Raw genomic sequence first — 24,673 nt, forward strand, 5'->3', positions numbered from 1 at the left:
GGGTAGGCGCTAGCGTCCCGCCCCATGAGACGCTCCATCGCCGTACTGGCCGCCGGTCTAGCCGTCGGACTCGCTGCCCCGCTCCCCGTCGCCCTGGCCGATTCCGGTTCGGCCGGACTGGGATCCGGATCTGGCACCGGTTCGCTGTCCGGGTCGGGCGGCAGCAACAGCAACCTGCCGCCCTACAGCCAGTGGATCAGCGACGTCACCACGGTCGCCAACGCCGCCCAGACCTACCTGACCACCGCGCTGCCCGGCGCGACCAAGCCGGCCATCGTCTTCGACGTCGACAACACGGTGCTGGAGACCACCTATCACCCGGGTCCGATCACCCCGGCCATCCCGCCCATGCTGAAGTTGGCGCAGTGGGCGAAAAGCCAAGGCGCGTCGCTCATCTTCGTGACCGGACGCCCCGCCCTGCTCGGCTTCTACACCCAGATCAACCTCAGCTCGGTGGGCTACTCCGTCGACGGGCTCTACGGTGGCGGCCTCACCACCGGCTCCGGCGGCGCGGCCGCCCTCGCCGACTACAAGACCGCCACCCGCGCCTCGATCGAGGCCCAGGGCTACACCATCGTCGCCAATATCGGCAACAGCGCCTCCGACCTGTCCGGCGGCCACGCCCAGCAGACCTTCAAACTCCCGGACTACAACGGCGCACTGCCCTGATCCGCCATCGACGATTTCAGCCGCGCTGCACCGGATTCCGCCAGCCAGGTCTCCAAAGTTCGTAGTCCCGGATGGATTTCGCGCAGCGCGGCAATATCGGCGTGCCAGCCCTGCCCCTGTCGGCCCAACCGCCACGCCGCCACCACCTCGGGGCCCATGGCCTCGGCCTCCGCTTCCGGAGCCTCCTCGTAGCGCACCGGCTGCCCGATCGCGGCACCGACCACCGCCGCGGCCTCGGGCATGGTTCGAGCATCACCGGCCAATTCGAGGATCTCCCCGTGGAATCGGGCCGGATCGTCGAACGCCAACTGCGCGAACACGGCGATATCGTCCACGGCGATGGACTGGATCGGCCGGTCGGCCGGGAACAGCTGCCGGTGCACGCCATTGTTGATGCCGTCGATCGGGAACCCCCGCATCAGATAGTTCTCCATGAACCGGACCGGACGCAGGATGGTCCAGTGCAGCCCACTCTCGCGCAGCGCCGCCTCGATCTGCCGCTTGCCCTGCGCACCCCACTGGCCGTCGGCGGTGAAGGACGCGACGCTCGCGAACACGATGAACTCGACCCCCGCCGCCCGCGCCGCCTCGATGAAGCCGACGCCGCGTTCGACCTCCAGTCCGACATCCCACCCGTTCGGACCGAAGGTCGCGGGCGGCACCAGGAAGGCCGAACCCGCACCCGTCAGCGCCGCCGCGACACTGTGTGGATCGTCGAAGTCGCCGACGGCCAATTCCGCGCCCGCCGCCGCGAGCTCCTGCGCGGCAGGAGATTCCGGGTCACGCACCAGCACGCGCACCCGCCGTCCCACCGCGAGCAGCCGCCGCGCGGTCGCGCCACCCTGCTTACCGGTCGCGCCGGTGACCAGGATCAGATCATTACGAGAAGACATTGTCACCCGTTCGTTCGGTATTATTCGGGTCAGTCGACCCGAATACGAACGCTAGGAGCGCTCGTTTCCGTTGGCCACCACCGGAAAGGACCCGCGTAACGAAATGTCCGCACCCACTCTTTCTCGCACCGCAGCTGTTCCGGACACCCGAGCCCTCCCGAACAATCGGGCGGACGCGCGGCGCAATCGAGCGCTGGTGCTCGCCGCCGCACATCGAGCCTTGGCCGAGGGCGGGGTGGCGGTGTCGCTGGCCGAGGTGGCGCGGCGGGCGGGGGTCGGGGCGGGGACCGTGTATCGGCATTTCCCGACCAAGACCGCGCTGCTGGAAGCGGTTATGCAGCAGCGGATCGATCGGCTCACCGGGTTGGCGCATCGGCTGCGGGATGCGCCGGACGCGGAGGCGGCGTTCTTCTCTTTCTGTACCGAAGTGGTCGTCTCCAGTCACCGCAATCAGGCCATGTGCGACATGGTCAGCAATGACGGGTGGCCGCGGGAGCTGGTGCGGGACGCGGGGGCGCGGTTTCATGCCGCGCTCGACGATCTGCTCACCGCGGCGCAGCGGCAGGGCGCGGTGCGTGCGGATCTCGGCCTGTCCGATGTGCTGGCCCTGTTCACGGGATGCGTTGCCATTCAACGGCTGAGCGCCGATCAGGAGCTGTCGCGTCCGGCCGCACTGGTGCTGGATTCGATGCGGGCGCGGCCCGTGGTCGCCGCCGTAACGAAACGCCGGAACCCGTCTGCCCGGCGTGACGAAAGTGCCGGGCGTAACGAAACGCCGGTCCCGCACTGCCCGATCTGCGCCGCGCCGATTCACCCGACCGGTACCGGCCGCCCGGCCCGTTACTGCTCGCCCGCCTGTCGGCAGAAGGCTCATCGCCGCCGTCACCAGGGCTGAATTCCGGGCCGGAGTGAAACCCGTTGGGGCGCTTCGTGACCTGGGTGTGTCCGAAACGGTGCGAAGGTGTGACGAGACAGCCGAGATGGTGAAAAACGCTGGTAGAGGGCGATATACGGTGTCTTTGTTACCACCCGCAAACCGGCAGTGGGGAAGTACGCTCCCTGCGTGGTTTGGGTGTCGGCCGCGACGTTCGGTGTCGCATGGTGGCTCGGTTTGTATTTGCTGGCGCGGGATCCGCGAAAGCCGTTGTTACGCAGGGCGGCCGTCGGGTTGCTGGTCTATGCGGCAGCGGTGGTGGCCGATCGGCTGGCCGGGGGGAACCCCTGGTTCGACGGGGTGCGGATCGTGCTGGTGTGCGCGCCGGTGCTGGCCTTCAGCGGAGTGTTCGTGCGGCTGCTGCCCGCCCGCGCGGTCGAACGCGTGGACCGGGTGTGGCGGGTCGGGCTGATACCGCTGTGCGCGCTGCTGGCCCTGCCCGCCGCGGGCGGATTCCTGCCCGCCGGTTACCTACTCGGCGCCCTCACCCTGCTCGCCCTGCTGGGCACCATGCTGGGCATGCTCGGCCAGCACGCCGAATGGTCGGAGGATTCGCGCCGCTCGGCGGCCGGACTGCTCACCGTCGGCGCGCTGCTGCTCGGCCTGAGTGCGGCCCTGATCCTGTTGGGCCTCAATGTGCTTCCGCGCACCGCCATGCTCTCGGTGCTGGCCGCCGACCTGGTGGTGCTGGGCCTGGGCATCGCGGTGGTGGACGCCTACGACGAGGGGGAAGCCCTGCGCGCGGCCATGATCCACTCGCTGGTGATCTCGGCCGCCACCGCCGCGGTGTTCGGCGGGCAGGCCGCGCTGGCCCTCGCGCTGGCGGGGGAGCGACCCGCCCTGGTGTCGCTGTTGTTCGGCGCCATCGCCGCCGCCATCACCCTGCAGGTGCTCAACGCCCCGCTGCAGGCGGGCGCGGACCGGCTGGCCTTCGCCTCGGACCCGCGCCTGTTCGCCGCCCGGGTCGAATTGCGCAGCGCCACCGAAGCTCTGCTGCGGGCGAGCAGTGAAGGGCTGCGCGCAGGCGGAGACGGTCTGCGCGCAGGCGGGGACGGCGGGATCTAGCCGCTACGGCGAGCGACCTACAGCAGGTCGCTCACATCGTCGGGGACGTCGACGGCGTACTTGCGGAGCGTCTCCATCGGAACGACTTCCAGCGCGTTCTCGTGGGTGGCGGCCAGCACCACCGGTGCGGCCACCCCGTCCTCGTGGGCGTGCAGCCAGCGCACCGCCACCACGCACCATCTGTCGCCCGGCTGCAGACCGGGGAAGTTGTTCTCCGGCCGCGGAGTGACGAGGTCGTTGCCGATCGACTTCTGGTGCTCCAGGAACTCCGCGGTCACCACCGTGCAGACGGTGTGGCTACCCAAGTCTTCGGGACCGGTGCTGCAGCATCCGTCCCGGTAGAAGCCGGTGAGAGGATCGGTGCCACACTCCTCCAGCGGTCCCCCAAGCACATTTCGATCGGTCACAGGGCCGATCCTATTGTCTCGGTGTCGCATTCGCCGCTCCTTCCGCACTGTGGCACGTAGTCGAGCAGACCGGTCGGTAGTTGTTGGGATCTCCAAGCCCCACCCCGGCGTGTCGACGCTTGCACGGCATAGCTGTGTGATAAACGACACTGCTCCTCGACGCGTCGGCAGGTGTGTGAAACCGGCAATACAGGTGCCTCTGAAAGGATGGGGCCGTGACGACTGCAGAAGTTTGGATTCTCATCGCGGCGATCGCCGCGGTGCTGCTCGTGGCGCTGGTGGCCGGATACGGCCTCAACAAGCGCCGCCGGATCTCGCTGACCCCGGAGACCACCGAAACCAAGGAGGTCACCGACCGGTCGGGCGGGTATCAAGCCTCGAGCGGATTCAGCTTCAGCCAGGGCAGCGCGGCGGAGAAGGAGAAGGTTCCGGCCCCGAAACCGCCGCTGCCCGAGCGCACCGACGACGAGGGGCAGCCGCACATCGGCGACGACGCCGCCGTCCCGCGCGACGCGCCCAAGCGCACCATCACCAATGTCCGCCTGCCCGACCCGGTCCAGGGCCCCGAGCTAGCGCCGGAGTCGGTCGCCCAGTCCGTCACGCCCACCGAATCCACCCCCGCCCCCGCCGACGAGTCGGCTCCGGCCGCTGCGAGCGTGACACCCGCCGCGACCGCCGAGTCCGGTAGCGCGGCCGAGTCCGCCACCGCCGCCGGGTCCGGTAGTGACGCGGCGAGCACCACCGAGGCGGACGCGGCTGCGGTCGAAGCCGGCACGGCCGGTCCGAGTTCCATCGCGGAAGCCGCCACCACCGACGAGGACGCGCGTGACGCCGCCGTGGCGGCCGCCGCGCAGGCCGGTGAGTCGGCCGCCGACAAGGGCGCGGGAGACGTTGCCGAGCAGCCGCTCTCGCAGGAGGCCGCCGCCGAGGAAGCGGCCGAGGCCGCCGTCGCTGCCGCCGAGGTCGCCGCTGCTGCCGAGGCTGCCGTCAGTGCCCATGCCGCCGCGCCCGCCGAAACCGCCGCGCCCGCTGCGACTTCCGCTCCCGACCTCGCCGATATCGAGCCCACCGCGGGCCGCCTGACCCGCCTACGCGGGCGACTGTCCCGCTCGCAGACCGCGGTCGGCAAGTCGCTGCTCGGCCTGCTCGGCGGCGGCGACCTGGACGAGGAGTCCTGGGAGGAGATCGAAGACACCCTGGTCATGGCCGATCTCGGCACGGCCAGCACCGCGGTCATCGTGGATCGGCTGCGCGAGGAGATGGCGTCGCGCAGCGTGCGCACCGCCGCCGAGGCGCGCGCGGTGCTGCGGGACGTGCTCATCGAGGCCCTGCGCCCGGAACTGGATCGCTCGATCCGCGCGCTGCCGCACGCCGATCACCCCTCGATCCTGCTGGTCGTGGGCGTGAACGGCACCGGAAAGACCACCACCACCGGCAAACTCGCGCGCGTGCTGGTCGCCGACGGCCGCCGGGTGCTGTTGGGCGCGGCCGACACCTTCCGTGCCGCCGCCGCCGATCAGCTGCAGACCTGGGGCGAGCGGGTCGGCGCGGAGACCGTGCGCGGCAAGGAGGGCGCGGACCCCGCGGCCGTCGCCTTCGACGCGGTGGCCGCCGGTATCGACCGGGGCGTGGATGTCGTGCTCATCGACACCGCGGGCCGCCTGCACACCAAGACCGGCCTGATGGACGAGCTGGGCAAGGTGAAGCGCGTGGTCGAGAAGAAGGCCGCGGTGGACGAGGTCATCCTGGTGCTGGACTCGACGGTCGGCCAGAACGGTCTGATGCAGGCCCGGGTGTTCGCGGATGTCGTGGATATCACGGGTGTCGCGCTGACCAAGCTGGACGGAACTGCCAAGGGCGGCATCGTCTTCCAGGTTCAGCACGAGCTCGGCGTACCAGTCAAACTGGTCGGTTTGGGAGAGGGTGCGGATGATCTCGCCCCCTTCGAACCGGGTGCATTCGTCGATGCTTTGCTCGGATAACAACCCCTGAACTGCATCGATACCGAAATCAACATCAACCTCACAATGTCCTCGTAACAGTGGCGCGGTTTCGGAAACGTGACCGCAACACTGCAATCTCATCCGTTCACCTACGCGAAACGCCGCAGGATCACGGCGGAAACACCGACTGACGAATCTCATTGCAGGCTTATTCGCAGGTTGCTGCGGGGCTCATGATGAGGAGGACAAAAAGGTGGCGTACCCACTCGTTGATTTGCCGAACACCGGCGACACAGCATGGATGCTCGCGAGCTCGGCATTGGTGCTTCTGATGACCCCTGGGCTCGCGTTCTTCTACGGCGGCATGGTCCGCGGTAAGAACGTGCTGAACATGATCATGATGAGCATCAGTGCGATGGGCATCGTGGGCGTCCTATGGGCAATCTTCGGATTCTCCACGGCGTTCGGCAATGACAAGTTCGGGCTGATCGGTAATCCGACCCAGTTCTTCGGGCTCAAGGGCCTGATCGGAGCGGACGCCAAGGCGGCGACCTCCACCGCGGCAGCGCAGGGCATCCCGCTGGCGGGTAACACCGGCATCCCGATGACCGTGTTCGTCGCGTTCCAGCTGATGTTCGCGATCATCACCGTCGCCCTGATCTCGGGTGCGGTCGCCGATCGCCTGAAGTTCGGCGCCTGGGCGCTGTTCGCCGCGATCTGGGCCACCGTCGTCTACTTCCCGGTCGCGCACTGGGTCTTCGACTTCAACGCCACCGACTCGAACGGCAACATCATCCACGCGGGTGGTTGGATCGCCAACAAGCTCAAGGTGATCGACTTCGCGGGTGGTACCGCGGTCCACATCAACGCCGGTGCCGCCGGTCTGGCGCTCTGCCTGGTCCTCGGCAAGCGCAAGGGCTGGCCCAAGACCCCGATGCGTCCGCACAACCTGCCCTTCGTCATGCTCGGCGCCGGTCTGCTGTGGTTCGGCTGGTTCGGCTTCAACGCCGGTTCGGCGCTGTCCTCCAACGGCACCGCGGGTTCCACCTTCCTGACCACCACCTTCGCCACCTGCACCGCCATGCTCGGCTGGCTGCTGGTCGAGAAGATTCGTGACGGTCACGCCACCTCGCTGGGTGCCGCCTCGGGCATCGTCGCCGGTCTGGTCGCCATCACCCCGTCCTGTTCCTCGGTGAACGTGCTCGGCGCGCTGGCCATCGGCCTGGTCGCCGGTGTCGCCTGCGCCCTGGCGGTGGGCCTGAAGTTCAAGCTCGGCTTCGACGACTCGCTCGACGTGGTCGGTGTCCACCTCGTCGGCGGCATCATCGGCACCCTGATGGTCGGCCTGGTCGCCGCCCCCGAGGCCCCGGCCGCGGTCAAGGGTCTGTTCTACGGCGGTGGCTTCGACCAGCTGTGGCGTCAGGCCGTCGGTGCCGGTGTGGTTCTTGCGTTCTCGTTCACCGTGACGCTGATCATCGCCTTCGCCATCAAGTTCACGATCGGCCTCCGCGCTACGGAGGAAGAGGAGTTCGTGGGCATGGACGAGTCTGATCATGCCGAGACGGCATACGATTTCGCTGCTGTGGGTGGTGCGGCGCGCACCGCCGCCGTCAAGGAGGCATGACGAAAATGAAACTGATCACTGCGATCGTTAAGCCGTTCACCCTGGAGGACGTGAAGACCGGCCTGGAGCAGGCGGGCGTGCTCGGCATGACCGTCAGCGAAGTGCAGGGCTACGGACGCCAGAAGGGCCACACCGAGGTCTACCGCGGTGCCGAGTACTCCGTCGACTTCGTCCCGAAGGTTCGGGTCGAGGTGGTCGTGGACGACGCCTCCGTCGACAAGGTCGTCGAGGTCATCGTGGAAGCCGCCCGCACCGGCAAGATCGGTGACGGCAAGGTCTGGGTGACCCCGGTCGACGCGATCATCCGGGTGCGCACCGGTGAGCGCGGAGCCGACGCTCTGTAATCACAGGCAGATCCAGAGGCGGCCCCGGCCTCCGTCGGTGTCCTTTGACCGGCGGAGGCGGGGCCGCCCCCATGTGGGGCGACGAACTGAATCGAGATGGGTGGTGGGACGTGGGTTTTCAACAAGCACGCGACGAGAAGGCCGGAGCCGACAAGGCTTCCAATGGTGCTTCGGATCTGGTGAGGGCCCGCGATCAACTGCTCGCTGAGCACACCGCCAACGGCCGCTCCGCGCGGCTGGACGCCGAAGCTCTGCGGGAAGCCCTGGTGGACCTGTTCGACCTGTGGCTCACCACCAAGGGCCACGAGGTCGGCATCACCGCCGACAGCGGGCTCGCCATCGTCGCGGTGGGCGGACTGGGCCGCCGCGAGATGCTGCCCTACTCCGACCTGGATCTGGTGCTGCTCTACGACGAAATCGACCCCAAGCGGGTCGCCGAGGTCGCCGATCAGCTCTGGTATCCGCTGTGGGACGCCCACATCAAGCTCGATCACAGTGTGCGCACCGTCCCGCAGGCGTTGCGCGTGGCCTCCGACGATCTGACCGCGGCCCTCGGCATGCTCGAGGCCCGGCACATCGTCGGCGACGAAGGACTGAGCAGCCTGCTCATCACCGGTGTCCGACGGGACTGGCGTGCCGGCGTCCGTTCCCGCTTCGACGCCCTGCTCGAGCAGGCCCAAACCCGCTGGCGCCGAAGCGGAGACGTCGCCCACCGCGCCGAACCCGACCTCAAGAACGGCCGCGGCGGACTGCGTGACATCCAGTTGCTGGACGCCCTCGCCATCGCACAACTGACCGACGCCATGCCGGGGCTCGGTCCGGAAGTGCCAGGCGGCGGGCTGAAACAGGCGCATCGCCGCCTGCTGGATGTGCGTACCGAACTGCATCGGGTGGCGGGCCGGGCCCGCGACCAGCTGCGCGCGCAGGACGCGGACGAGATCGGGGCCGCCCTGCGCCTCGGGGATCGCTTCGATCTGGCCCGCACGCTCAGCGATGCGGCCCGCACCGTCAGCTATTCCACCGACGTCGGACTGCGCACGGCTGGGAACGCGCTGCCGCGGCGCGGCCTGGCGCGACTGCGCCGGGTCCCGGTGCGTCGACCACTCGATGAGGGGGTGGTCGAGCATTCCGGCGAGGTGGTGCTGGCGCGGGACGCGCGTCCACAACGCGACCCGGGGCTGGTGCTGCGGGTGGCCTCGGCGTCGGCGCTGACCGGGCTGCCGATGTCGGCCACCACGCTCAACCGGCTCGGTGAGGACGCGCCCGAGCTACGCGAGCCGTGGCCCAAGGAGGCGCTCAACGACCTGCTGGTCTTGTTGGGTGCGGGCCGCGGCACCGTGGACGCCATCGAGGCATTGGACCGGACCGGCCTGTGGGGCAGGCTGTTTCCGGAATGGGGAGTGGTGCGCGACCTGCCGCCGCGCGACGCCATGCACACCTGGACCGTGGACCGTCACCTGATGGAGGCGGTCGCCCAGGCCGGGGCGCTGTCCACCCGCGTCGCCCGCCCGGACCTGCTGCTGCTGGGTGCGCTGCTGCACGATATCGGCAAGGGACGCACCGAGGATCACAGCGTGGTGGGTGCGGAACTGGCCGCCTCCATCGGAAAACGGCTGGGGCTCTGGCCTTCCGACGTCGCGACGCTCGCGGCCATGGTGCGATGGCACCTGCTGCTGCCCGACACCGCCACGCGGCGCGACATCACCGACTCCGACACCGTGAAGATGGTGATCGACGCCCTCGACGGCGACCCCAACCTGCTCGATCTGCTGGCCGCCCTGTCCGAGGCCGACGCCCTGGCCACCGGGCCCGGCGTGTGGAACGACTGGAAGGCCTCGCTCATCGGCGAATTGGTGCGCAACTGCCGCCGCGCCATGGCGGGGGAGGAGCTGCCCGAGCCGGTGCCGATCCCGGAGGAATTGCGCGCGCGGGCGGAAGCCGGTGGCGTGCACGTGGATCTGAAGCCGGGCGAGGGCCGCTACCACCACATCGTGACCGTGGTCGCGCCCGATAATCCTGGGCTGCTCTCGGATGCGGCGGGCGTGCTGGCGGTGCATTCGTTGCGGGTGCTCTCGGCCGAACTGGCCAGTGTCGGGGCCTCGGCCATCGACACCTTCGTTGTCGCACCGCGATTCGGTGATCCGCCGGACCCGGGGCTGCTGCGTCAGGAGTTGATCCGCGCCATCAACGGCGATCTGGATCTGGGGTCGGTGCTGGCGCGCAAGGAGCGTGATGCCGGTGGCACCCAGCCGAGTCCGTTCGCGCAGGCGCAGCCGCGGGTGTTCTGGCACGAGACCGCCGAGCCCGGCCGGGTGCTGCTGGAATTGCGTGCCGAGGATCGGATCGGGCTGCTCAGCCGGTTGGCGGCGGCGCTGGCCGAATCGGGGGTGAACGTGAGCTGGGCGAAGGTGGTGACCATGGGTTCGGCGGTCATCGACTCGTTCTTCCTGGATCTCGGGGCCACCGACACGCCGGAGCGGCGGGCGGAGATCGAGGCGGCGCTGCTGGCGGTGGTGCCGCCGCAACAACCGAAGAAACCTCTCGAATCGGACAGCTGAATCGGTTCTTCCAGCTATTTTCTGATCGGTCGCCAGGGGACTTGATTAGCTGGCAAACCGCGCGTTTGCCAGTTAATCAGAATGTTGCAGGCAATTTGCTGTAATACCGATCAGGTGACCGGCATCACACCCTAGTATTCGCGTGCAGGTGTCGAGCTGTCGCGAGCGAGGGGAGCAGGTCGGTGGCAATCGAAGTCGTTTCCGCCTCGATGATGACGAGTGATCTGACCTCCCACATCGCCCGCTGCGTGGGCGGCGACCGCTGGGTGGTCTCCTGGCTCCCGGGCCGCACGCTCACCGGTCAGCAGGCGGTGACCGCCATGACCATCGCCGCCACCGTCACCGAACACGTCCCCACCGACGCCGAATGGGCGATGCTCGACGGGCTCGCCCTGGAACTCGGGCTCACCGCCCGTGAGGCCGTCGGCATGGTTGCCACCGAGAAGCACGACCTGCGGCGTCCGGGTCCGCGTCCGCGCTCACTCGAATAGCCCACTACCCTGGTATCTCGAGTGACAGTCCCTCGAGATGTAGGAGCATCGGTGTTCGAATCCCTTTCCGACCGGTTGGCCGGTGCCCTCAAGGATCTGCGTGGCAAGGGACGCCTGTCGCCGGCCGACATCGACGCCACCGCGCGTGAGATCCGTCTGGCCCTGCTCGAAGCCGACGTGGCGCTGCCCGTCGTGCGCACCTTCATCGCCAAGATCAAGGAACGCGCCAAGGGCGCTGAGGTTTCCGCGGCGCTGAACCCGGCCCAGCAGGTCGTCAAGATCGTCAACGAGGAACTCGTCAATATCCTCGGCGGCGAGACCCGGCGGCTGCGGCTGGCCAAGAACCCGCCGACCGTCATCATGCTGGCCGGTCTGCAGGGTGCCGGTAAGACCACCCTCGCGGGCAAGCTCGCCAAATACCTGAAGGGCCAGGGGCATACGCCGCTGCTGGTCGCCTGTGACCTCCAGCGTCCCGGCGCGGTCACCCAGCTGCAGGTCGTCGGTGAGCGGGCCGGGGTGCCGGTCTACGCACCGCACCCGGGCACCTCCATCGGCGGTGGCGAGAACCCGCTCGGTGTCTCCGCGTCCGATCCGATCGACGTGGCGCGCAACGGTATCGAAGAAGCCAAGACCAAGCAGTACGACGTGGTCATCGTCGACACCGCCGGTCGCCTCGGCATCGACGAGGAGCTCATGCGGCAGGCCGCGGGCATCCGCGACGCCGTCAACCCCGACGAGACCCTGTTCGTCCTCGACGCCATGATCGGCCAGGACGCGGTCTCCACCGCGCAGGCCTTCCGCGACGGCGTCGGCTTCACCGGTGTCGTGCTCACCAAGCTCGACGGCGACGCCCGCGGTGGTGCCGCGCTGTCGGTGCGTGAGATCACCGGCCAGCCCATCCTTTTCGCCTCCACCGGTGAGAAGCTCGAAGACTTCGACGTCTTCCACCCCGACCGCATGGCCTCGCGCATCCTCGGCATGGGCGACCTGCTCACCCTGATCGAGCAGGCCGAACAGGTCTACGACGCGCAGCAGGCCGAGGAGGCCGCCCGCAAGATCGGCTCCGGCGAGCTGACTTTGGAGGACTTCCTCGAGCAGATGCTGGCCATCCGCAAGATGGGCCCCATCGGCAACCTGCTCGGCATGCTCCCCGGCGCGGGTCAGATGAAGGACGCGCTCGCCCAGGTCGACGACAAGCAGCTCGACCGCGTGCAGGCCATCATCCGAGGCATGACCCCCGCCGAACGCGCGAACCCGAAGATCATCAACGCATCTCGTCGCCTGCGCATCGCCAACGGCTCCGGCGTCCAGGTCTCCGACGTCAACCAACTCGTCGACCGCTTCTTCGAAGCCAAGAAGATGATGGGCGCCATGTCCCGCCAGTTCGGCCTGCCGGGCGCCCGCGCCAACAAGGGCAAAGGCAAAGGCAAGAAGGGCAAAAAGGGCGGCCGCGGCCCCACCCCGCCCAAGGCCGCACGCGGTGGCTTCCCGGGCATGCCCGGCTTCCCCGGCGGCATGCCCGCCGGCATGCCCGACATCTCCAACCTCCCCGCCGGCCTCAACGAACTCCCCCCGGGCCTCGAAGGTTTCGACCTCTCGAAGCTGAACTTCCCCAAGAACTGATCCGCGGCAGCACTTTCGGCCCCGTCGTCATCGGCGGGGCCGAACTGCGTCGTGCGCCGGTTCTGTCAGAACGGCAGCGGCAGGAAACCCGGCCAGAAGGGCCTGAAGATTTCGCGAATTCGAGCGAAGTCGAAGAAGGGAAATCCGATCGAGCTGCCCATTGTCCTGTCCTTTCCGTGATGGCGAAGTCGTCAGAGAAGACGATCAACCCAGGCTAGGCAGGGAATCGGCGGGCGGTATGGGTCGCTGGATCCGTCACCGTTCAAGCGGGCTCGGTGGCGTAGTGGCTCATTGCCTCGAGGGTTTGCTCGGGTGTCGGTGCTTGGCCGTCGGTGGTCAGGTCGCGTAGGTCGCGGAAGTACTGCACGTAGAGGTCGGGGGTGAAGGTGGTGAGTAGGACGGCGGGTTCGGGGGTGATGTTGGCGAAGGTGTGGGGGGCGCCGGGTGGGACCATCACGAGAGTGCCTGCTGTCGCGTCGTATTCGGTGGTGCCGACGGTGAAACGTAGGGTGCCGGAGATGATGTAGAAGCCTTCGTCGTGCAGGGTGTGGCGGTGTTGGGGCGGGCCCGGGGTGTGCGGGGCCACAATGGATTCGGTGAGGCCGAGGCGGTGGCCGGTAGTGGTGCCGTCTTCGAGGACGCGCATTCGGGTGGCGCCCAACATGATTACTTCGCCCTCGCCGGGGCGCACTACCGAAACCGTTGCACCAGAGTTATTTTCGCTGTTCTTCACGTCGTCGGTCATATTCCGATTGCACCGTCCGGCCGTGACGGTGTCCAAGACCTGTTCCGCAGCGCCGATACCGAGCGGGCATCGTGCCAGGCGGTGACTACCGCGGATGCTCGATCTGCTCGCGGAGGATGTCGGCGTGGCCGGAATGGCGGGCGAAATCCTCGATCAGGAACAGGTAGATGAATCGCAGGGTCACCTCGCCGAGGCGTGGGTGGGTGCGGGTTTCGTCGAGGTCGTAGTCGGCGGCGATGGCCCGGGAACGTGCACTGCCGCGCTCGAATTCGGCGATCACGTCGGCCACGGTCTCGTCCGGGCCGACGGCGAAACTGGCGTCGCCCGGTGTCGTGCCCCCATCGCATTCGCTCGCGGGCAGGCCCGCCAAGACCTGCTGGAACCAGATGCGTTGGGCGGTCGCCGCGTGCTTTACCAGTCCGATCGGGGTGGTCACCGAGGCGACCAAGCGGCGGCGCGCATCCTCCTCCGACAGCCCGCGCAACGTATTGACCAATTCGGCCCGATTGCGATCCAGCATGTTCTCGAGCAGTCGCCGCTCATCGCCGTGGGTGACTAGTGGTATCGACCAGGTCATGCGCCGAAGGATAGGACGCGGCAGACGGACGTGGCCAGGCGATCGATGAAGTCGGCGTCGGCGGGCTCGCGGGTCAGCATGGCGCGGAAGTGGATTGGGGCGATGAGCAGTTCCAGGGCCAGACGGGCATCGGCGTCCGGGCCGAGCTCGCCGCGGGTGGCGGCACGGGTGAGGATCGGGGCGGTGGCGCGGAAACGCGTGGACCAGAAGGTGGTTCGGGCGCTGGCGGTGGCTTCGGTGTCGGTGGTGTAGGCGAGCGCGCGGGCGAGGCCCTGGCCGAGGGGAGTGGCGAGATAGACGGCAAGTTCGGTGGCGAAGGCGGTGAGGTCGCCGTGCAGGGTGCCGGTGTCGGGGGTGGGCAGCAGGCGCTCGCTGTAGGCGAGTAGCGCGTCCAGGACGAGGTTTTCGCGGGTGCCCCAGCGGCGGTAGATGGAGCTGTCGCGGACGCCCGCGCGGCGGCTGATGTCGGGGATGCCGACGTGGTCGACGCCGTGCTCGGCGATCGCGTCGAGGACCGCGGCGTGGACGGCCTCGCGGACACGGGTCGAGCGGCCGCCCGGTCGGCGCTGCGGGGAGTCGTCGGTGGTCACCCCGAAATACTAAAGCAGAAGTTCTTGCGTTTGGTGCCGCGCTGTCTCTACCCTCGCTAATGCAGATGTTTCTGCGATATCGAGGTAGCTGGATGGAAGGCACTCTCATGACGTCGCTGCCGATGCTCGCCAACCGGATCTTTGTCACCGCCTGCGCGCTCACCCACACCACCGAACGCGCGGCCCGGCGGCTCGGGACCGCCGCATTCCTGCCCGCGCTGTTCGCCGACCGGTTCACCCATCTGGGCGGGATGCCGGATGCGGAGTTCCAGGCGCAACTGGCCGGATGCCGCTCCTTCGAGGACGAGCGGTGGGCCGGGTACTGGCGGGACTTCGCCCGGCCGCATTCGGAACGCGCCGATACCGCCTTGGCGCGGCTGGGTGGGCCGTCGATCGCGGAGCTGCTCGATCCCGCCGCCGCGATCGATGTCGAGGGGCTCGGCAAGCTGCTGGCTCCGGCGGCAGTGCTGCTGGCCGATCGTGGGCCGGTCGCGAATCCTCATGCGGTCGCAGAGTTTTGCGCAGTCCATCCGGACGCCGCCGACGCCGCGAATGCGCTGGACGGCCTGATCAAGACGATGGTGTACGAGTTCGTCGCCGCGTGGCCGGGGTGGAGTCCACAGCGGCTGGCCGCCTACGAGCGGTCGCACCGGCTGACCGAAATCCTGCTCACCGCACTGGCTCCCGCGATGGAGGTGACCATCGAGTCCATGCGGATCCCGCTCGGCGACGGGGATGCGGTGCGCGGCTTCCTCATCCTCCCGCAGGGTGTCGAGACCGTCCCGCTGGTGCTCGTCACCAATGGTCTGGAAGGGTCCCTGGCGGAGGCGACGCTGCCGCTGCTGGTGAATCGCCATGCGGGCCTCGGTCTTTTCGTCATGGAGATGCCCGGCACGTACTCCTACCGGGAGCCACTGTCTGCGGCGGCCGAGCGCGTCTATACGACGGTCCTCGACGTCCTGTCCGCCGATCCACGCGTGGACGCCGATCGAATCGGCATGCTGGGCTTCAGTTTCGGCGCCTACTGGGCCACCCGCATGGCGGCGGTCGAGAAGCGGCTCCAGGTTGCGATCGCCAACGGCGCGCCGGCACACCGTTCCTTCGGCCCGGGCGGCTCGCTGGGCGTCCCCGAAATCATCGTGTCCACCCTGCGTCACGCCACCGGCGCGACCGGCACCGCCGACCTGATGCGGCGGCTACGCGGCATGTCGCTGCGGGATCACTACCGTCGCATCGAGATTCCGCTGCTGGTGATCAACGGGGCGAACGACACCCTGATCAGCACCCAGGATTCCATCGACATCGCCATCGGCGCCCCGGACGCGCAACTGGTCCTGTACGCCGACGACGACCACTGCGCCATGGGTCATGCCGTGCAATGGTCGGATTTGTCGGTACGGTTCCTGCGTGAGCACCTGCTTCCCGGCACATCGGAGTCGCTGACCCGATGAGCGACGCGACCCCGCTGCCCCGCCTGCGGCGCACCCTCGACCTCGGCGCGCGCCGCATCGTCCGCCACCTCGACACCTGCGAGGGCTGGCAGGTCGTCGCCGAATCCGAAGGTAGGGCAGCCGATTTCGTGCCGCCCGCGTTCACCGACGAGTTCGAGCTGGCCCGCTGGGAGCGCCTGGGCCTGCCCGACGGCGCGACGGTCCTGCCGGTCAGCCCGGTGTCGTTCCGCGAGTACATGCTCTACGAACAGCACGCCGTCGACGCCGCCCGCGGCATGGCCCGGCGGTTCCTGCCCGCCGGTTACCGGATCGGACAGGTCTTCGAAGCGCTGACCCGCCGGACCTTCCCGCCGTATCGCCCGCATCGGCTCTGGTACGCCCAGCCGATCTACTACCTGTCCAACCCCCTGACGCTGGTGCCGTCCGGCGTCGAGATCGCGCCGCCGGCGTACAGCCGCGCCCTGGACTTCGAGCTGGAACTCGGTGTGGTGCTGGGCGCCCCGCTGCGCGACGCGACCGAAGAAGAGGCGCTGGCCGCGATCGCTGCGGTCGTGGTGATCAACGACTTCTCCGCCCGCGACGTGCAATTGCCGGAGATGCGTTCGGGATTCGGCCCGCAGAAGTCGAAGCATTTCGCCGGTTCGATGTCCGCGACCGCGGTCGCCGGTTCTGCGGTGGCCGACCGGTTGGACCGGCTCACCGGCTCGGTATCGATCAACGGCGAAACCCTCTCGCGCACCGGCACTTCGGGCATGCGCCACTCGGTGGCGGAGGCCATCGTGCACGCCTCACGCTCCGAGCAGCTGTATCCGGGTGAGCTGGTGGCCACCGGTACCCTGCCCGGCGGCAGCGGCATGGAACTGGGCCGCTGGCTGGCTCCCGGCGACGAACTGCGCCTGGAGATCGACGGCATCGGCGTCATCGAGCATCGAATCATCAAGTGAGGGAGGGCAAGTGAAGATCGACCAGGTGTCGGAGTCCGTCTACGTGGTGGCGGGCACGAACGTCAACTGGGCGCTGGTCAGCGACGATCGCGGGGTGACGGTCGTCGACGCCGGATATCCGGCGGATACCGCGGCACTGCTGAAATCGGTGCGCGAGATCGGCCGCGATCTGTCCGACGTGGCCGCGGTGGTCGTGACACACGCGCACCTCGACCACATCGGCGCGATCCCCACCCTGGTCGAACAACTCGGCGTACCGGTCTACACCGGCGCCGAAGAGGTCCGCCACGCCAAACGTGAGTATCTGCAACAGATCACGCCGGTCCAGATGGTGCAGCGACTGGGCACCCGCCGCGGGATCGTCTGGGTCGCCCAAACCCTGCGCGCCTGCGTCGGCCACATCGGCATGACCGTCCCGACCGCCCAACCCGCCACCGCCGACACCCTGGCCGCCCTACCCGGCGGCCTGGTGGAGGTCCCGACCCCGGGCCACACCAACGGCCACACCGCGTACTTCCTGCCCTCGGAAGGCGTCCTGTTCTCCGGTGATGCGCTGGTAACGGGCCATCCGCTCCTGCCGGACCCCGGCTTGCAGCTGCTGCCAGGCTTTTTCAATCACGACGAGGCCGGAACCCTCGCCAGTGCGCGCGCCCTCGAGGCCGTGGGCGCGGAGATCCTCGTCCCCGGCCACGGCCAGCCGATCCGCCGAAACCTGCCGGATCGCCTCAGCGAATTCGGGAAGTGAAGAGCTTCACATCGTGAAGGCTGCCGGGGACAGGTGCATGCGCACGACGCCACACGCGCAGCGGGTGTAGACGACGATCCCCTCGGACGTGCGATGGCGCGAAAGTACTTGGAACGGTTGGGTTGTCGGCCAGCCGCAATGGTGACAGTGCTGGTCTTGCTCGGTCATGGGCCTAATTTTCGAAGCCGTGACGGTGTCGGTCCATCGAAAGTTTCCGCAGCGGATCGTGCAGAATTGCCACATGATCGACCCCCGGTTGCAGGCGCTGCGGGTGCTGCGGGACCACGGCACGGTCACCGCGGCCGCGGCCGCGCTGCATCTGACGCCGTCCACGGTGTCGCAGCAGTTGCGCGGGCTGGCCCGGGAACTGGATGTCGAACTGCTCGAACAGGTCGGCCGCCGGGTGCAGTTGACCGCGGCGGGGCACGCCCTGCTGCGGCACGCGGATCTGCTGGCGGCCCAGGCGGAGCGGGCGCGGGCGGAGCTGGCGGCGCACCGGGCCGGCATCGCCGGGGTGCTGCGGATCGCCGCGATGCCGACCGCCCTCGCGGCGCTGGTGGCCCCGGCCGCCGCCCGGCTGCGGGACGCGAACCCGGGGCTGACGGTGGAACTGATCGAGGACGAGAGCGCGCACTGCTTCGAAGCACTGCTCGTCGGCGACAGCGATATCGGGATCGTGCTGCCCGCGCCCGGCAGCCCCGCGCTCGACGACCTGCGTTTCGAGCAGCGCCCGCTGCTCACCGAACCGCTGGATCTGCTGGTGCCCGTGGGGCATTCGTTCGCCGCGCGCGGAAGCATCGCGCTGGCCGAGGCGGCGGCCGAGCCGTGGATCACCGGACGCGCGCGCATCACCCATCGTCTGGTGGTCTCGGCCGCCTGCGCCGCCGCCGGGTTCTCGCCCCGAATCGCCGGGCAGGCAGTCGATTTCCCGGGGGTGGCGGCCATGGTGGCGCACGGATTCGGGGTGAGCCTGGTGCCGCGCCTCGCCTACCTGCCGCCGGAGCTGCCGGTGACACGCGTTGCGCTGCACGATGATCCGGTTCCGGTGCGCAGGCACCTGTCCGCGGTGCGCCGGGGTAGCGCCGAGCATCCGGTGATCGCGGCCGGGCTGGCCGCCGTCCGCGCGGCCTGCCGCGAACGCACCGACATCACCGTGCTGGACGACTGATGCGATAGTGGATCCCGGCGAGTCACCGTCCCAGGCGAGGAGGCCGAAATGCGGCTGCATGTCCGCGGCGTAGTACTGCCCGAGGGTGAGGTCCGCGATCTCTGGGTGCGCGACGGCGTCCTGTCCGACGAACCGATCCGCGACGCCGACACCGTGTGCGCGCACGGCTGGATCCTGCCCGGACTGGTCGACGCCCACTGCCATGTCGGCATCAAACACGGTGGGGGACACGAGGATCGGGCCGGTGCGGTGACCCAGGCCGAGATCGAGCGCGACGCGGGCGCGCTGCTGCTGCGCGACGCGGGCTCGCCCATCGACACCCGCTTCCTCGACGACCGCGACGACCTGCCGCGCATCATCCGCGCGGGCCGCCACATCGCCCGCCCGAAGCGCTACATCCGCGAACTGGGCATCGACGTCGACGACGAACGCGACCTGCCCGAGATCGTGGCCGAGCAGGCCCGCCGCGGCGACGGCTGGGTGAAGCTGGTCGGCGACTGGATCGACCGCGCCACCGGCGATCTGGCCCCGCTCTGGTCCGACACCATCCTGAAGGCCGCCATCGACGCCGCCCATGGGGAGGGAGCCCGCGTCACCGCCCACGTCTTCGGCGAGGACGCCCTACCCGGCCTGCTCGGCGCGGGCATCGACTGCATCGAACACGGCACCGGCCTCACCGACGACACCATCGCCCTGATGGCCGCCCACCACACCGCCCTCGTCCCCACCCTCATCAATATCGATACCTTCCCCGGAATCGCCGACGGCGCAACCAAATTCCCCGTCTACGCCGCCCACATGCGCGACCTCCACCGCCGCTCCCGCGACACCGTCGCCCGCGCCCACGAGGCCGGCGTCCCCATCTACACCGGCACCGACGCGGGCGGCTCCATCCGCCACGGCCGCATCGCCGACGAAATCCTCGCCCTCACCGAAGCCGGCTTCACCCCCCACGACGCCCTCGGCGCGTCCGCCTGGAACGCCCGCACCTGGCTCGGCCACCCCGGCATCGAACCCGGCGCCCCCGCTGATTTCGTTGTCTACGACCAGGACCCACGCACGAACCTGGCCACCCTCACCACCCCCGCCTGGGTGGTCCTCCGCGGCCGCGTCTACGCCCGTCGCGACCCCGTCACCGCGTATCGGTAGGCGAATCCGTCATCCCGAGCCACTCGGGACCCGAGCCGTTACGATCACCGCGCCGCTGCTGCGGACCAGCTTCACGATCGCATGGTGGGGGAAATCCTTGACCGACAATCCATCCGGGCCGCCCGCTGCCCTCGTCCCGTCCGCTCCGAACGGTGCAGTGCGCTCGTGGGTGTGGCGGTGGCGGTCGGTACTGATCGCGACGATGGTGCTGGTGCTCGGCGCCGCGGCGACCGTCACCGGGTATGTGCTGACCCGGCCGGGGGCGGACCCCTTCGCCGTCGGCAATTGTGTGCGCCTCGATGTCGCGAACGTGCCGAGCGGGAACCCGTGCGACGACAGCGGATCGCTGTATTCGGTCCTGGGCCGCGAGAACATCGCTTACCCACTCGACTCGGCATGCATGAAGTACGAGAAGGCCACCCGGGCGATCGCCGCGGGCACGAAGCCCGACCAGGTCCTGTGCCTGAAGCCGACCCGCGCCAATCTGACCGACCCGGGCGCGCTGGCCGCCGGTGACTGCGTCGCCGTCACGGATGCGGGCGCGACCATCACCCGCCTACCCTGCGGAACCGCCTCCTCGGCGAAGGTGCTCGGCGTCGAGCTGCACGCCCGGGTCCCGGTGACCGACCACGCGTGCGCGAACATGCCCCGGCCGCGCATGGCGTTCGCGCAGGAGTCGCTGGGTGGTCGCGCACTCGTGGTGTGCGCTGACGCGGTCGATCCGGCGGACCTGACCAGCGCCCAGTACGGCGATTGCAGCGACCGCGCGGAGACCAAGGTGCGCTGTACCGACCCCGCCGCCGTCGAACGCGTGCTGACCGTCGAAACCGTGTACCGGAAGCCCGCGGCCACCGAGTGCCCGAACCTGGCCGGCGCCGACACGGCCGTCACCCGCGGCAACGACCGGACCGATCTCACGGCGCTGATCTGCCTGGGCCCGATCGACCGGCACGATTCCCGCTACGCCATGTTCTACGACTGCATGGACGACCGGAGTACGGCAGCCGATACCCACATCGTCGCCTGCACCGATCCCGGGGCCGCGTTCACGGTGATCGACCGCCACGACGCCGACAACAAGGTCTGCCCACCGCATACCGACCGCACCCTCAGCTATGTTCCCGGCACCACGCCCGGCCTCACGATCTGCCTGCGCCGGAAGTGAGTCCGTTCTGCTTGATTCGGCTGCGGCAGATAAGTGAATCGGTCATGCTTCAGACGTTTGTTGTTTCAATCCGATGAGGAGATGACCGTGGGGTCCATCGAAAGCCTGGCCATCAGCGTGCTGGCTGGTTTGATCGTGCACGCGCTGACGGCCGGAAGTTCCAACTCCGCGCCGGTGCAGCCGCAGTAGGCTCGTCGCCGTACCCAGCCCATCGGGGTCGACCCGATGGGCTGTGCTGTTTTTCGGGTCGGATCGGGGCGATTTCTTCGGGGAACCGGGGGTCTGGCAGAATGGTCAACCGTTCTCGTCTGAGAACAGTGTCAGCCCGTCTCCGGTTACGTACCGCGCGGCGGTCACAGCACTCAACGCAAAACCGGATCCACCCCGCGTGGATTGCTGAATTGCGACGTGACCAACCATTTGAAAGGCATCAGCTCATGGCTGTTCGTATCAAGCTGACCCGTTTGGGCAAGATCCGCAACGCGCAGTACCGCGTCGTCATCGCCGACGCCCGTACCCGCCGCGACGGCCGCGCGATCGAGTCCATCGGCATCTACCAGCCCAAGGAAGAGCCCTCGCTCATCCAGATCGATTCCGAGCGCGCGCAGTACTGGCTGGGCGTCGGCGCGCAGCCGACCGAAGCCGTGCAGCGTCTGCTGGAGATCACCGGCGACTGGCAGAAGTTCAAGGGCCTGCCGGGCGCCGAGGGCACCCTGAAGGTCAAGGCCCCGAAGCCGTCCAAGCTCGACCTGTTCAACGCGGCCCTGGCGTCCGCCGACAACGAGCCGGTCGCCGAGGCCGTCACCCCGAAGAAGAAGGCCGCCAAGAAGGACGAGGCCGCCGAGGCCGAGGCCACCACCGAAGCCGCCGAGTAATGAGCGCCGTTGTCGCCGATGCCGTGGAGCACCTGGTGCGCGGCATCGTCGCCAATCCCGACGACGTCTCCGTCGAGCTGATCACCAGCCGACGGGGCCGGACCGTCGAGGTGCATGTGCACCCGGATGATCTGGGCAAGGTGATCGGTCGTGGTGGTCGCACCGCGACCGCCCTGCGCACCCTGGTCGCCGGGATCGGCGGTAAGGGTATTCGCGTCGACGTGGTCGACACGGATCAATAGTGGAACTCGTCGTCGGACGGGTCGCCAAATCGCACGGTGTGCGTGGCGAACTCGTCGTAGATGTTCGCACCGACGAGCCGGAACTGCGGTTCGCGCCCGGCAGCACCCTCGCGGGGAAGCTGCCGCGCGCGAAGCAGACGCAGGAATTCGAAGTGGAGTCGGCCCGGGAGCACTCGGGCCGGCTTCTCTTGCGTCTGAACGGCATTGCCGACCGCACGGCCGCGGATGCGTTGCGGGGCATGCTGTTCGTGGTCGACACCGCGAACCTGCCGCCGTCGGAAGACCCGGACGAATACTACGATCACGAGCTCGAAGGGCTGCGCGTCGAACTCGGTGACGGCACTCTCGTCGGCACCGTCAACGAGGTGCTGCATTCGGCTGCGGGAGAACTGCTTTCGATCAAGGCCGGGGAGGCGTACCCGCCCGCGGGCCGCGAGATCCTGGTGCCGTTCGTGCTCGCCATGGTCCCGACCGTGTCGGTCGCGGACAAGCTGATCGTCATCGACCCGCCCGAGGGCCTGCTGGACCCGGAGTAGCGCCATGCGTATCGACGTAGTGACGATCTTCCCCGAATACCTCGAGCCGATGCGAGCGGCCTTGCTGGGCAAGGCCATCGACAAGGGCCTGCTCGAGGTCGACGTGCACGACCTGCGGCAATGGACGCACGACGTGCACAAGTCCGTGGACGACACCCCGTACGGTGGCGGACCCGGCATGGTGATGAAACCGACCGTGTGGGGTGACGCGCTGGACGCGGTGTGCCCGGACGACGCCCTGCTGGTCGTCCCGACTCCGGCCGGTGTGCCGTTCACGCAGGAAACCGCGCAGCGGTGGTCTACCGAAGAGCACATCGTCTTCGCCTGCGGCCGTTACGAAGGCATCGATCAACGCGTCTTCGACGACGCCTCCCGCCGCGTACGCGTCGAAGAGGTCAGCATCGGCGACTACGTGTTGATCGGCGGCGAAGCCGCGGTCCTCGTCATGACCGAGGCCTTCGTCCGCCTGATCCCCGGCGTACTCGGCAATCAGCAATCCCACGAACAGGATTCGTTCTCCGACGGCCTGCTCGAAGGCCCCTCCTACACCCGCCCGGTGACCTGGCGCGGCCTCGACGTCCCGGAGATCCTGCTCTCCGGCAATCACGCCAAAATCGACCAGTGGCGGCACGAACAGTCGCTGCAGCGCACCGCCGAACGCCGCCCGGATCTGCTGCCGGAGAACTAGGCCACCGGAATCGTGGCGTAGCCGTTGTCCGGTCCCGCGACGAGCAGACCCCACGGTCCCGAGTCGAGCCCCGTGTCGACCGCACCCAAATTCATGGTGAGGGTGGGCTTTTCGCCTGTCGCCGTCGGACCGGGGCCGGCCACGACGGTGCGTTTGCCGTCCTTCGTGTCATAGGCGATCAGCCAAGCCTTGTAGCTCGAATCCGCGCGTTGTCGAACCAGAGTGAAGACCGCGTTGCCGCTGTTGGCCATGAGCGGCTGGCTCTCCTCCTTCGGGTCGAGCGGAACGGTCCAGCGGATCTTGCCGTCGGGTTCCTGTAGCCGCATGTCCTTGTCCTCGGCGATGACGTCGCTGTCGAGCGTCAATGCCGATCCGTCACCGAGGAAGATGTGAAGTTCGTTGTCCGAGACAGGCTTTCGGATGCCCAGTGATTTCCCGGTCGCCATGTCGACGGTCTCGAGCGTGTCCCCGGTTCGGACGGTGCCGATCCGGCCCGGCCCACGCAGGAAACTGCCCTTGTTCGCGACCTCGCGATGCCAGACCGTCGCGCCGGTGGCGCGATCGAGTCCGCCGACGACGAACCGTCCATTGGGTGAGGCGCACCGGAACACATCCACGCTGGGACTCTCGACCAGGCTGGGGACACCCAAATCGAACAGTGCCGGAAGGTCTTTCGACAGCGGTGTGGCGCAACCCAGCGTGCCCGGATCCACACTCCACCGCTGCGTGCCGGTACGAGAATCGTTGTGCACGAACTGCCCGGTCGATTCGTCCGCCTCGAACCACTGCTCGGCAGCGGTGCTCCACAACACCTGGCCGGTGGCCGTGTCGTAGGCCGTGAGCCCCGGCTGGTCCTTCCCGCCGACGAGCAGCACATGGCCTGTGTCCAAAACCTGGGTCTTGTTCTTGTCGAGTGCCGTCGGGGATGCGATCTGCCAGAGCTTTTGCCCGGTATGGATATCGACTCCGGTGACCTCCTGCCCGGTCACCGTGTAAACCCCGTTGGCCATGACACCGAAGGATTCGTTCGCGTCGAGGTTCAGCGCCTGCACCGCGTCCAGTTTCAGATTCGGCACGCTCGGGCGGTTCGCGTCCGAGGTCGAATCGTGGGAACCGCATCCCACCGCCCCCACCAGCATGGTCGTCGCGAATACGGCACGGGCGATGCTGGCTGGCGCACGTTGCGGAAGGCGTTCGCGCAGAGTCGGGATCGGCACCAGGCGACCCTGCCATCGGTCTCGATTCGT

Annotated in this window: 25 protein-coding genes; 19 read left to right on the top strand and 6 right to left on the bottom strand. The window is 68.5% G+C overall.

Annotated features, from left to right (window positions below; genetic code table 11):
* The first annotated feature begins 24 nt into the window (after positions 1 to 24).
* Positions 25 to 669: an HAD family acid phosphatase gene (locus ACYVN4_RS31830; protein WP_460725678.1), complete on the top strand. Its 645-nt coding sequence runs from the start codon at positions 25 to 27 to the stop codon at positions 667 to 669.
* On the opposite strand, the gene ACYVN4_RS31835 is transcribed toward ACYVN4_RS31830, so the two are convergent.
* Positions 648 to 1,562 carry an NmrA family NAD(P)-binding protein gene (locus ACYVN4_RS31835; protein WP_460725679.1) on the bottom strand — a complete coding sequence of 305 codons (915 nt, stop codon included), beginning with the start codon at positions 1,560 to 1,562 and terminating at the stop codon, positions 648 to 650. The two genes, ACYVN4_RS31830 and ACYVN4_RS31835, sit on opposite strands and share 22 nt — an antisense overlap.
* 103 nt (positions 1,563 to 1,665) lie before the next feature.
* Here ACYVN4_RS31835 and ACYVN4_RS31840 point away from each other — a divergent pair, with 103 nt between their 5' ends.
* The gene (locus ACYVN4_RS31840) at positions 1,666 to 2,457 is read left to right on the top strand and encodes a TetR/AcrR family transcriptional regulator (RefSeq protein WP_460725680.1); all 792 of its coding nucleotides are present in this window, start codon (positions 1,666 to 1,668) and stop codon (positions 2,455 to 2,457) included.
* Positions 2,458 to 2,625: 168 nt separating this feature from the next.
* Entirely contained in the window at positions 2,626 to 3,561 is a 936-nt protein-coding gene (locus ACYVN4_RS31845; protein WP_460725681.1) for a hypothetical protein, read from the top strand.
* A 17-nt stretch (positions 3,562 to 3,578) separates the two neighbouring features.
* On the opposite strand, the gene ACYVN4_RS31850 is transcribed toward ACYVN4_RS31845, so the two are convergent.
* Positions 3,579 to 3,968, bottom strand: a complete 390-nt coding sequence (locus ACYVN4_RS31850; protein WP_326357779.1) for a DUF2237 family protein — start codon at positions 3,966 to 3,968, stop codon at positions 3,579 to 3,581.
* Positions 3,969 to 4,183: 215 nt separating this feature from the next.
* On the opposite strand from ACYVN4_RS31850, the gene ftsY reads away from it, so the two are divergent.
* The 6 genes from ftsY (at position 4,184) to ffh (ending at position 12,551) form a co-directional block, all read left to right on the top strand.
* Positions 4,184 to 5,950 (top strand): signal recognition particle-docking protein FtsY, encoded by a 1,767-nt coding sequence (gene ftsY, locus ACYVN4_RS31855; RefSeq protein ID WP_460725682.1) that lies wholly within the window; start codon positions 4,184 to 4,186, stop codon positions 5,948 to 5,950.
* A 262-nt stretch (positions 5,951 to 6,212) separates the two neighbouring features.
* The gene (locus ACYVN4_RS31860) at positions 6,213 to 7,535 is read left to right on the top strand and encodes an ammonium transporter (RefSeq protein WP_460725683.1); all 1,323 of its coding nucleotides are present in this window, start codon (positions 6,213 to 6,215) and stop codon (positions 7,533 to 7,535) included.
* Positions 7,536 to 7,540: 5 nt separating this feature from the next.
* On the top strand, positions 7,541 to 7,879 hold the full coding sequence (locus ACYVN4_RS31865; RefSeq protein ID WP_326309191.1) for a P-II family nitrogen regulator: 339 nt from the start codon (positions 7,541 to 7,543) through the stop codon (positions 7,877 to 7,879).
* Between the two features lie 110 nt (positions 7,880 to 7,989).
* A complete protein-coding gene (locus tag ACYVN4_RS31870) occupies positions 7,990 to 10,437 on the top strand; it encodes a [protein-PII] uridylyltransferase (RefSeq protein ID WP_460725684.1) in 2,448 nt (815 codons plus the stop codon).
* 182 nt (positions 10,438 to 10,619) lie between these two features.
* Positions 10,620 to 10,928, top strand: coding sequence for a hypothetical protein (locus tag ACYVN4_RS31875; protein WP_460725685.1), 309 nt, complete (start codon positions 10,620 to 10,622; stop codon positions 10,926 to 10,928).
* Between the two features lie 51 nt (positions 10,929 to 10,979).
* Positions 10,980 to 12,551, top strand: a complete 1,572-nt coding sequence (gene ffh / locus ACYVN4_RS31880) for a signal recognition particle protein (protein WP_460725686.1) — start codon at positions 10,980 to 10,982, stop codon at positions 12,549 to 12,551.
* 262 nt (positions 12,552 to 12,813) lie between these two features.
* Here ffh and ACYVN4_RS31885 read toward each other — a convergent pair whose 3' ends face one another.
* From ACYVN4_RS31885 to ACYVN4_RS31895, 3 genes are all read right to left on the bottom strand, one after another.
* Positions 12,814 to 13,296 (bottom strand): cupin domain-containing protein, encoded by a 483-nt coding sequence (locus tag ACYVN4_RS31885; protein ID WP_460725687.1) that lies wholly within the window; start codon positions 13,294 to 13,296, stop codon positions 12,814 to 12,816.
* An 85-nt stretch (positions 13,297 to 13,381) separates the two neighbouring features.
* Positions 13,382 to 13,873, bottom strand: coding sequence for a DinB family protein (locus ACYVN4_RS31890; protein WP_460725688.1), 492 nt, complete (start codon positions 13,871 to 13,873; stop codon positions 13,382 to 13,384).
* Positions 13,870 to 14,463: a TetR/AcrR family transcriptional regulator gene (locus ACYVN4_RS31895; protein ID WP_460725689.1), complete on the bottom strand. Its 594-nt coding sequence runs from the start codon at positions 14,461 to 14,463 to the stop codon at positions 13,870 to 13,872. The genes ACYVN4_RS31890 and ACYVN4_RS31895 overlap by 4 nt, the downstream gene beginning before the upstream one ends.
* 92 nt (positions 14,464 to 14,555) lie before the next feature.
* Here ACYVN4_RS31895 and ACYVN4_RS31900 point away from each other — a divergent pair, with 92 nt between their 5' ends.
* From ACYVN4_RS31900 to trmD, 10 genes are all read left to right on the top strand, one after another.
* Positions 14,556 to 15,914, top strand: coding sequence for an alpha/beta hydrolase family protein (locus tag ACYVN4_RS31900; protein WP_460725690.1), 1,359 nt, complete (start codon positions 14,556 to 14,558; stop codon positions 15,912 to 15,914).
* The gene (locus tag ACYVN4_RS31905) at positions 15,911 to 16,858 is read left to right on the top strand and encodes a fumarylacetoacetate hydrolase family protein (protein WP_460725691.1); all 948 of its coding nucleotides are present in this window, start codon (positions 15,911 to 15,913) and stop codon (positions 16,856 to 16,858) included. Before ACYVN4_RS31900 ends, ACYVN4_RS31905 begins: the two co-directional genes overlap by 4 nt.
* A 10-nt stretch (positions 16,859 to 16,868) precedes the next feature.
* The gene (locus tag ACYVN4_RS31910; RefSeq protein WP_460725692.1) at positions 16,869 to 17,603 is read left to right on the top strand and encodes an MBL fold metallo-hydrolase; all 735 of its coding nucleotides are present in this window, start codon (positions 16,869 to 16,871) and stop codon (positions 17,601 to 17,603) included.
* 241 nt (positions 17,604 to 17,844) lie between these two features.
* On the top strand, positions 17,845 to 18,771 hold the full coding sequence (locus tag ACYVN4_RS31915) for a LysR family transcriptional regulator (RefSeq protein WP_460725693.1): 927 nt from the start codon (positions 17,845 to 17,847) through the stop codon (positions 18,769 to 18,771).
* Between the two features lie 48 nt (positions 18,772 to 18,819).
* On the top strand, positions 18,820 to 19,920 hold the full coding sequence (locus tag ACYVN4_RS31920; protein ID WP_460725694.1) for an amidohydrolase family protein: 1,101 nt from the start codon (positions 18,820 to 18,822) through the stop codon (positions 19,918 to 19,920).
* Positions 19,921 to 20,017: 97 nt separating this feature from the next.
* Positions 20,018 to 21,085, top strand: a complete 1,068-nt coding sequence (locus tag ACYVN4_RS31925; protein ID WP_460725695.1) for an LppU/SCO3897 family protein — start codon at positions 20,018 to 20,020, stop codon at positions 21,083 to 21,085.
* A gap of 437 nt (positions 21,086 to 21,522) precedes the next feature.
* Positions 21,523 to 21,960 carry a 30S ribosomal protein S16 gene (gene rpsP / locus ACYVN4_RS31930; RefSeq protein WP_460725696.1) on the top strand — a complete coding sequence of 146 codons (438 nt, stop codon included), beginning with the start codon at positions 21,523 to 21,525 and terminating at the stop codon, positions 21,958 to 21,960.
* Positions 21,960 to 22,202: an RNA-binding protein gene (locus tag ACYVN4_RS31935; protein WP_213557053.1), complete on the top strand. Its 243-nt coding sequence runs from the start codon at positions 21,960 to 21,962 to the stop codon at positions 22,200 to 22,202. Before rpsP ends, ACYVN4_RS31935 begins: the two co-directional genes overlap by 1 nt.
* The gene (rimM, locus tag ACYVN4_RS31940) at positions 22,202 to 22,738 is read left to right on the top strand and encodes a ribosome maturation factor RimM (protein WP_460725697.1); all 537 of its coding nucleotides are present in this window, start codon (positions 22,202 to 22,204) and stop codon (positions 22,736 to 22,738) included. Before ACYVN4_RS31935 ends, rimM begins: the two co-directional genes overlap by 1 nt.
* Before the next feature lie 4 nt (positions 22,739 to 22,742).
* A complete protein-coding gene (gene trmD / locus ACYVN4_RS31945) occupies positions 22,743 to 23,426 on the top strand; it encodes a tRNA (guanosine(37)-N1)-methyltransferase TrmD (protein ID WP_460725698.1) in 684 nt (227 codons plus the stop codon).
* On the opposite strand, the gene ACYVN4_RS31950 is transcribed toward trmD, so the two are convergent.
* Positions 23,423 to 24,643, bottom strand: a complete 1,221-nt coding sequence (locus ACYVN4_RS31950; protein ID WP_460725699.1) for an outer membrane protein assembly factor BamB family protein — start codon at positions 24,641 to 24,643, stop codon at positions 23,423 to 23,425. The two genes, trmD and ACYVN4_RS31950, sit on opposite strands and share 4 nt — an antisense overlap.
* Positions 24,644 to 24,673 lie beyond the last annotated feature (30 nt).

Source organism: Nocardia heshunensis, from assembly GCF_054782115.1.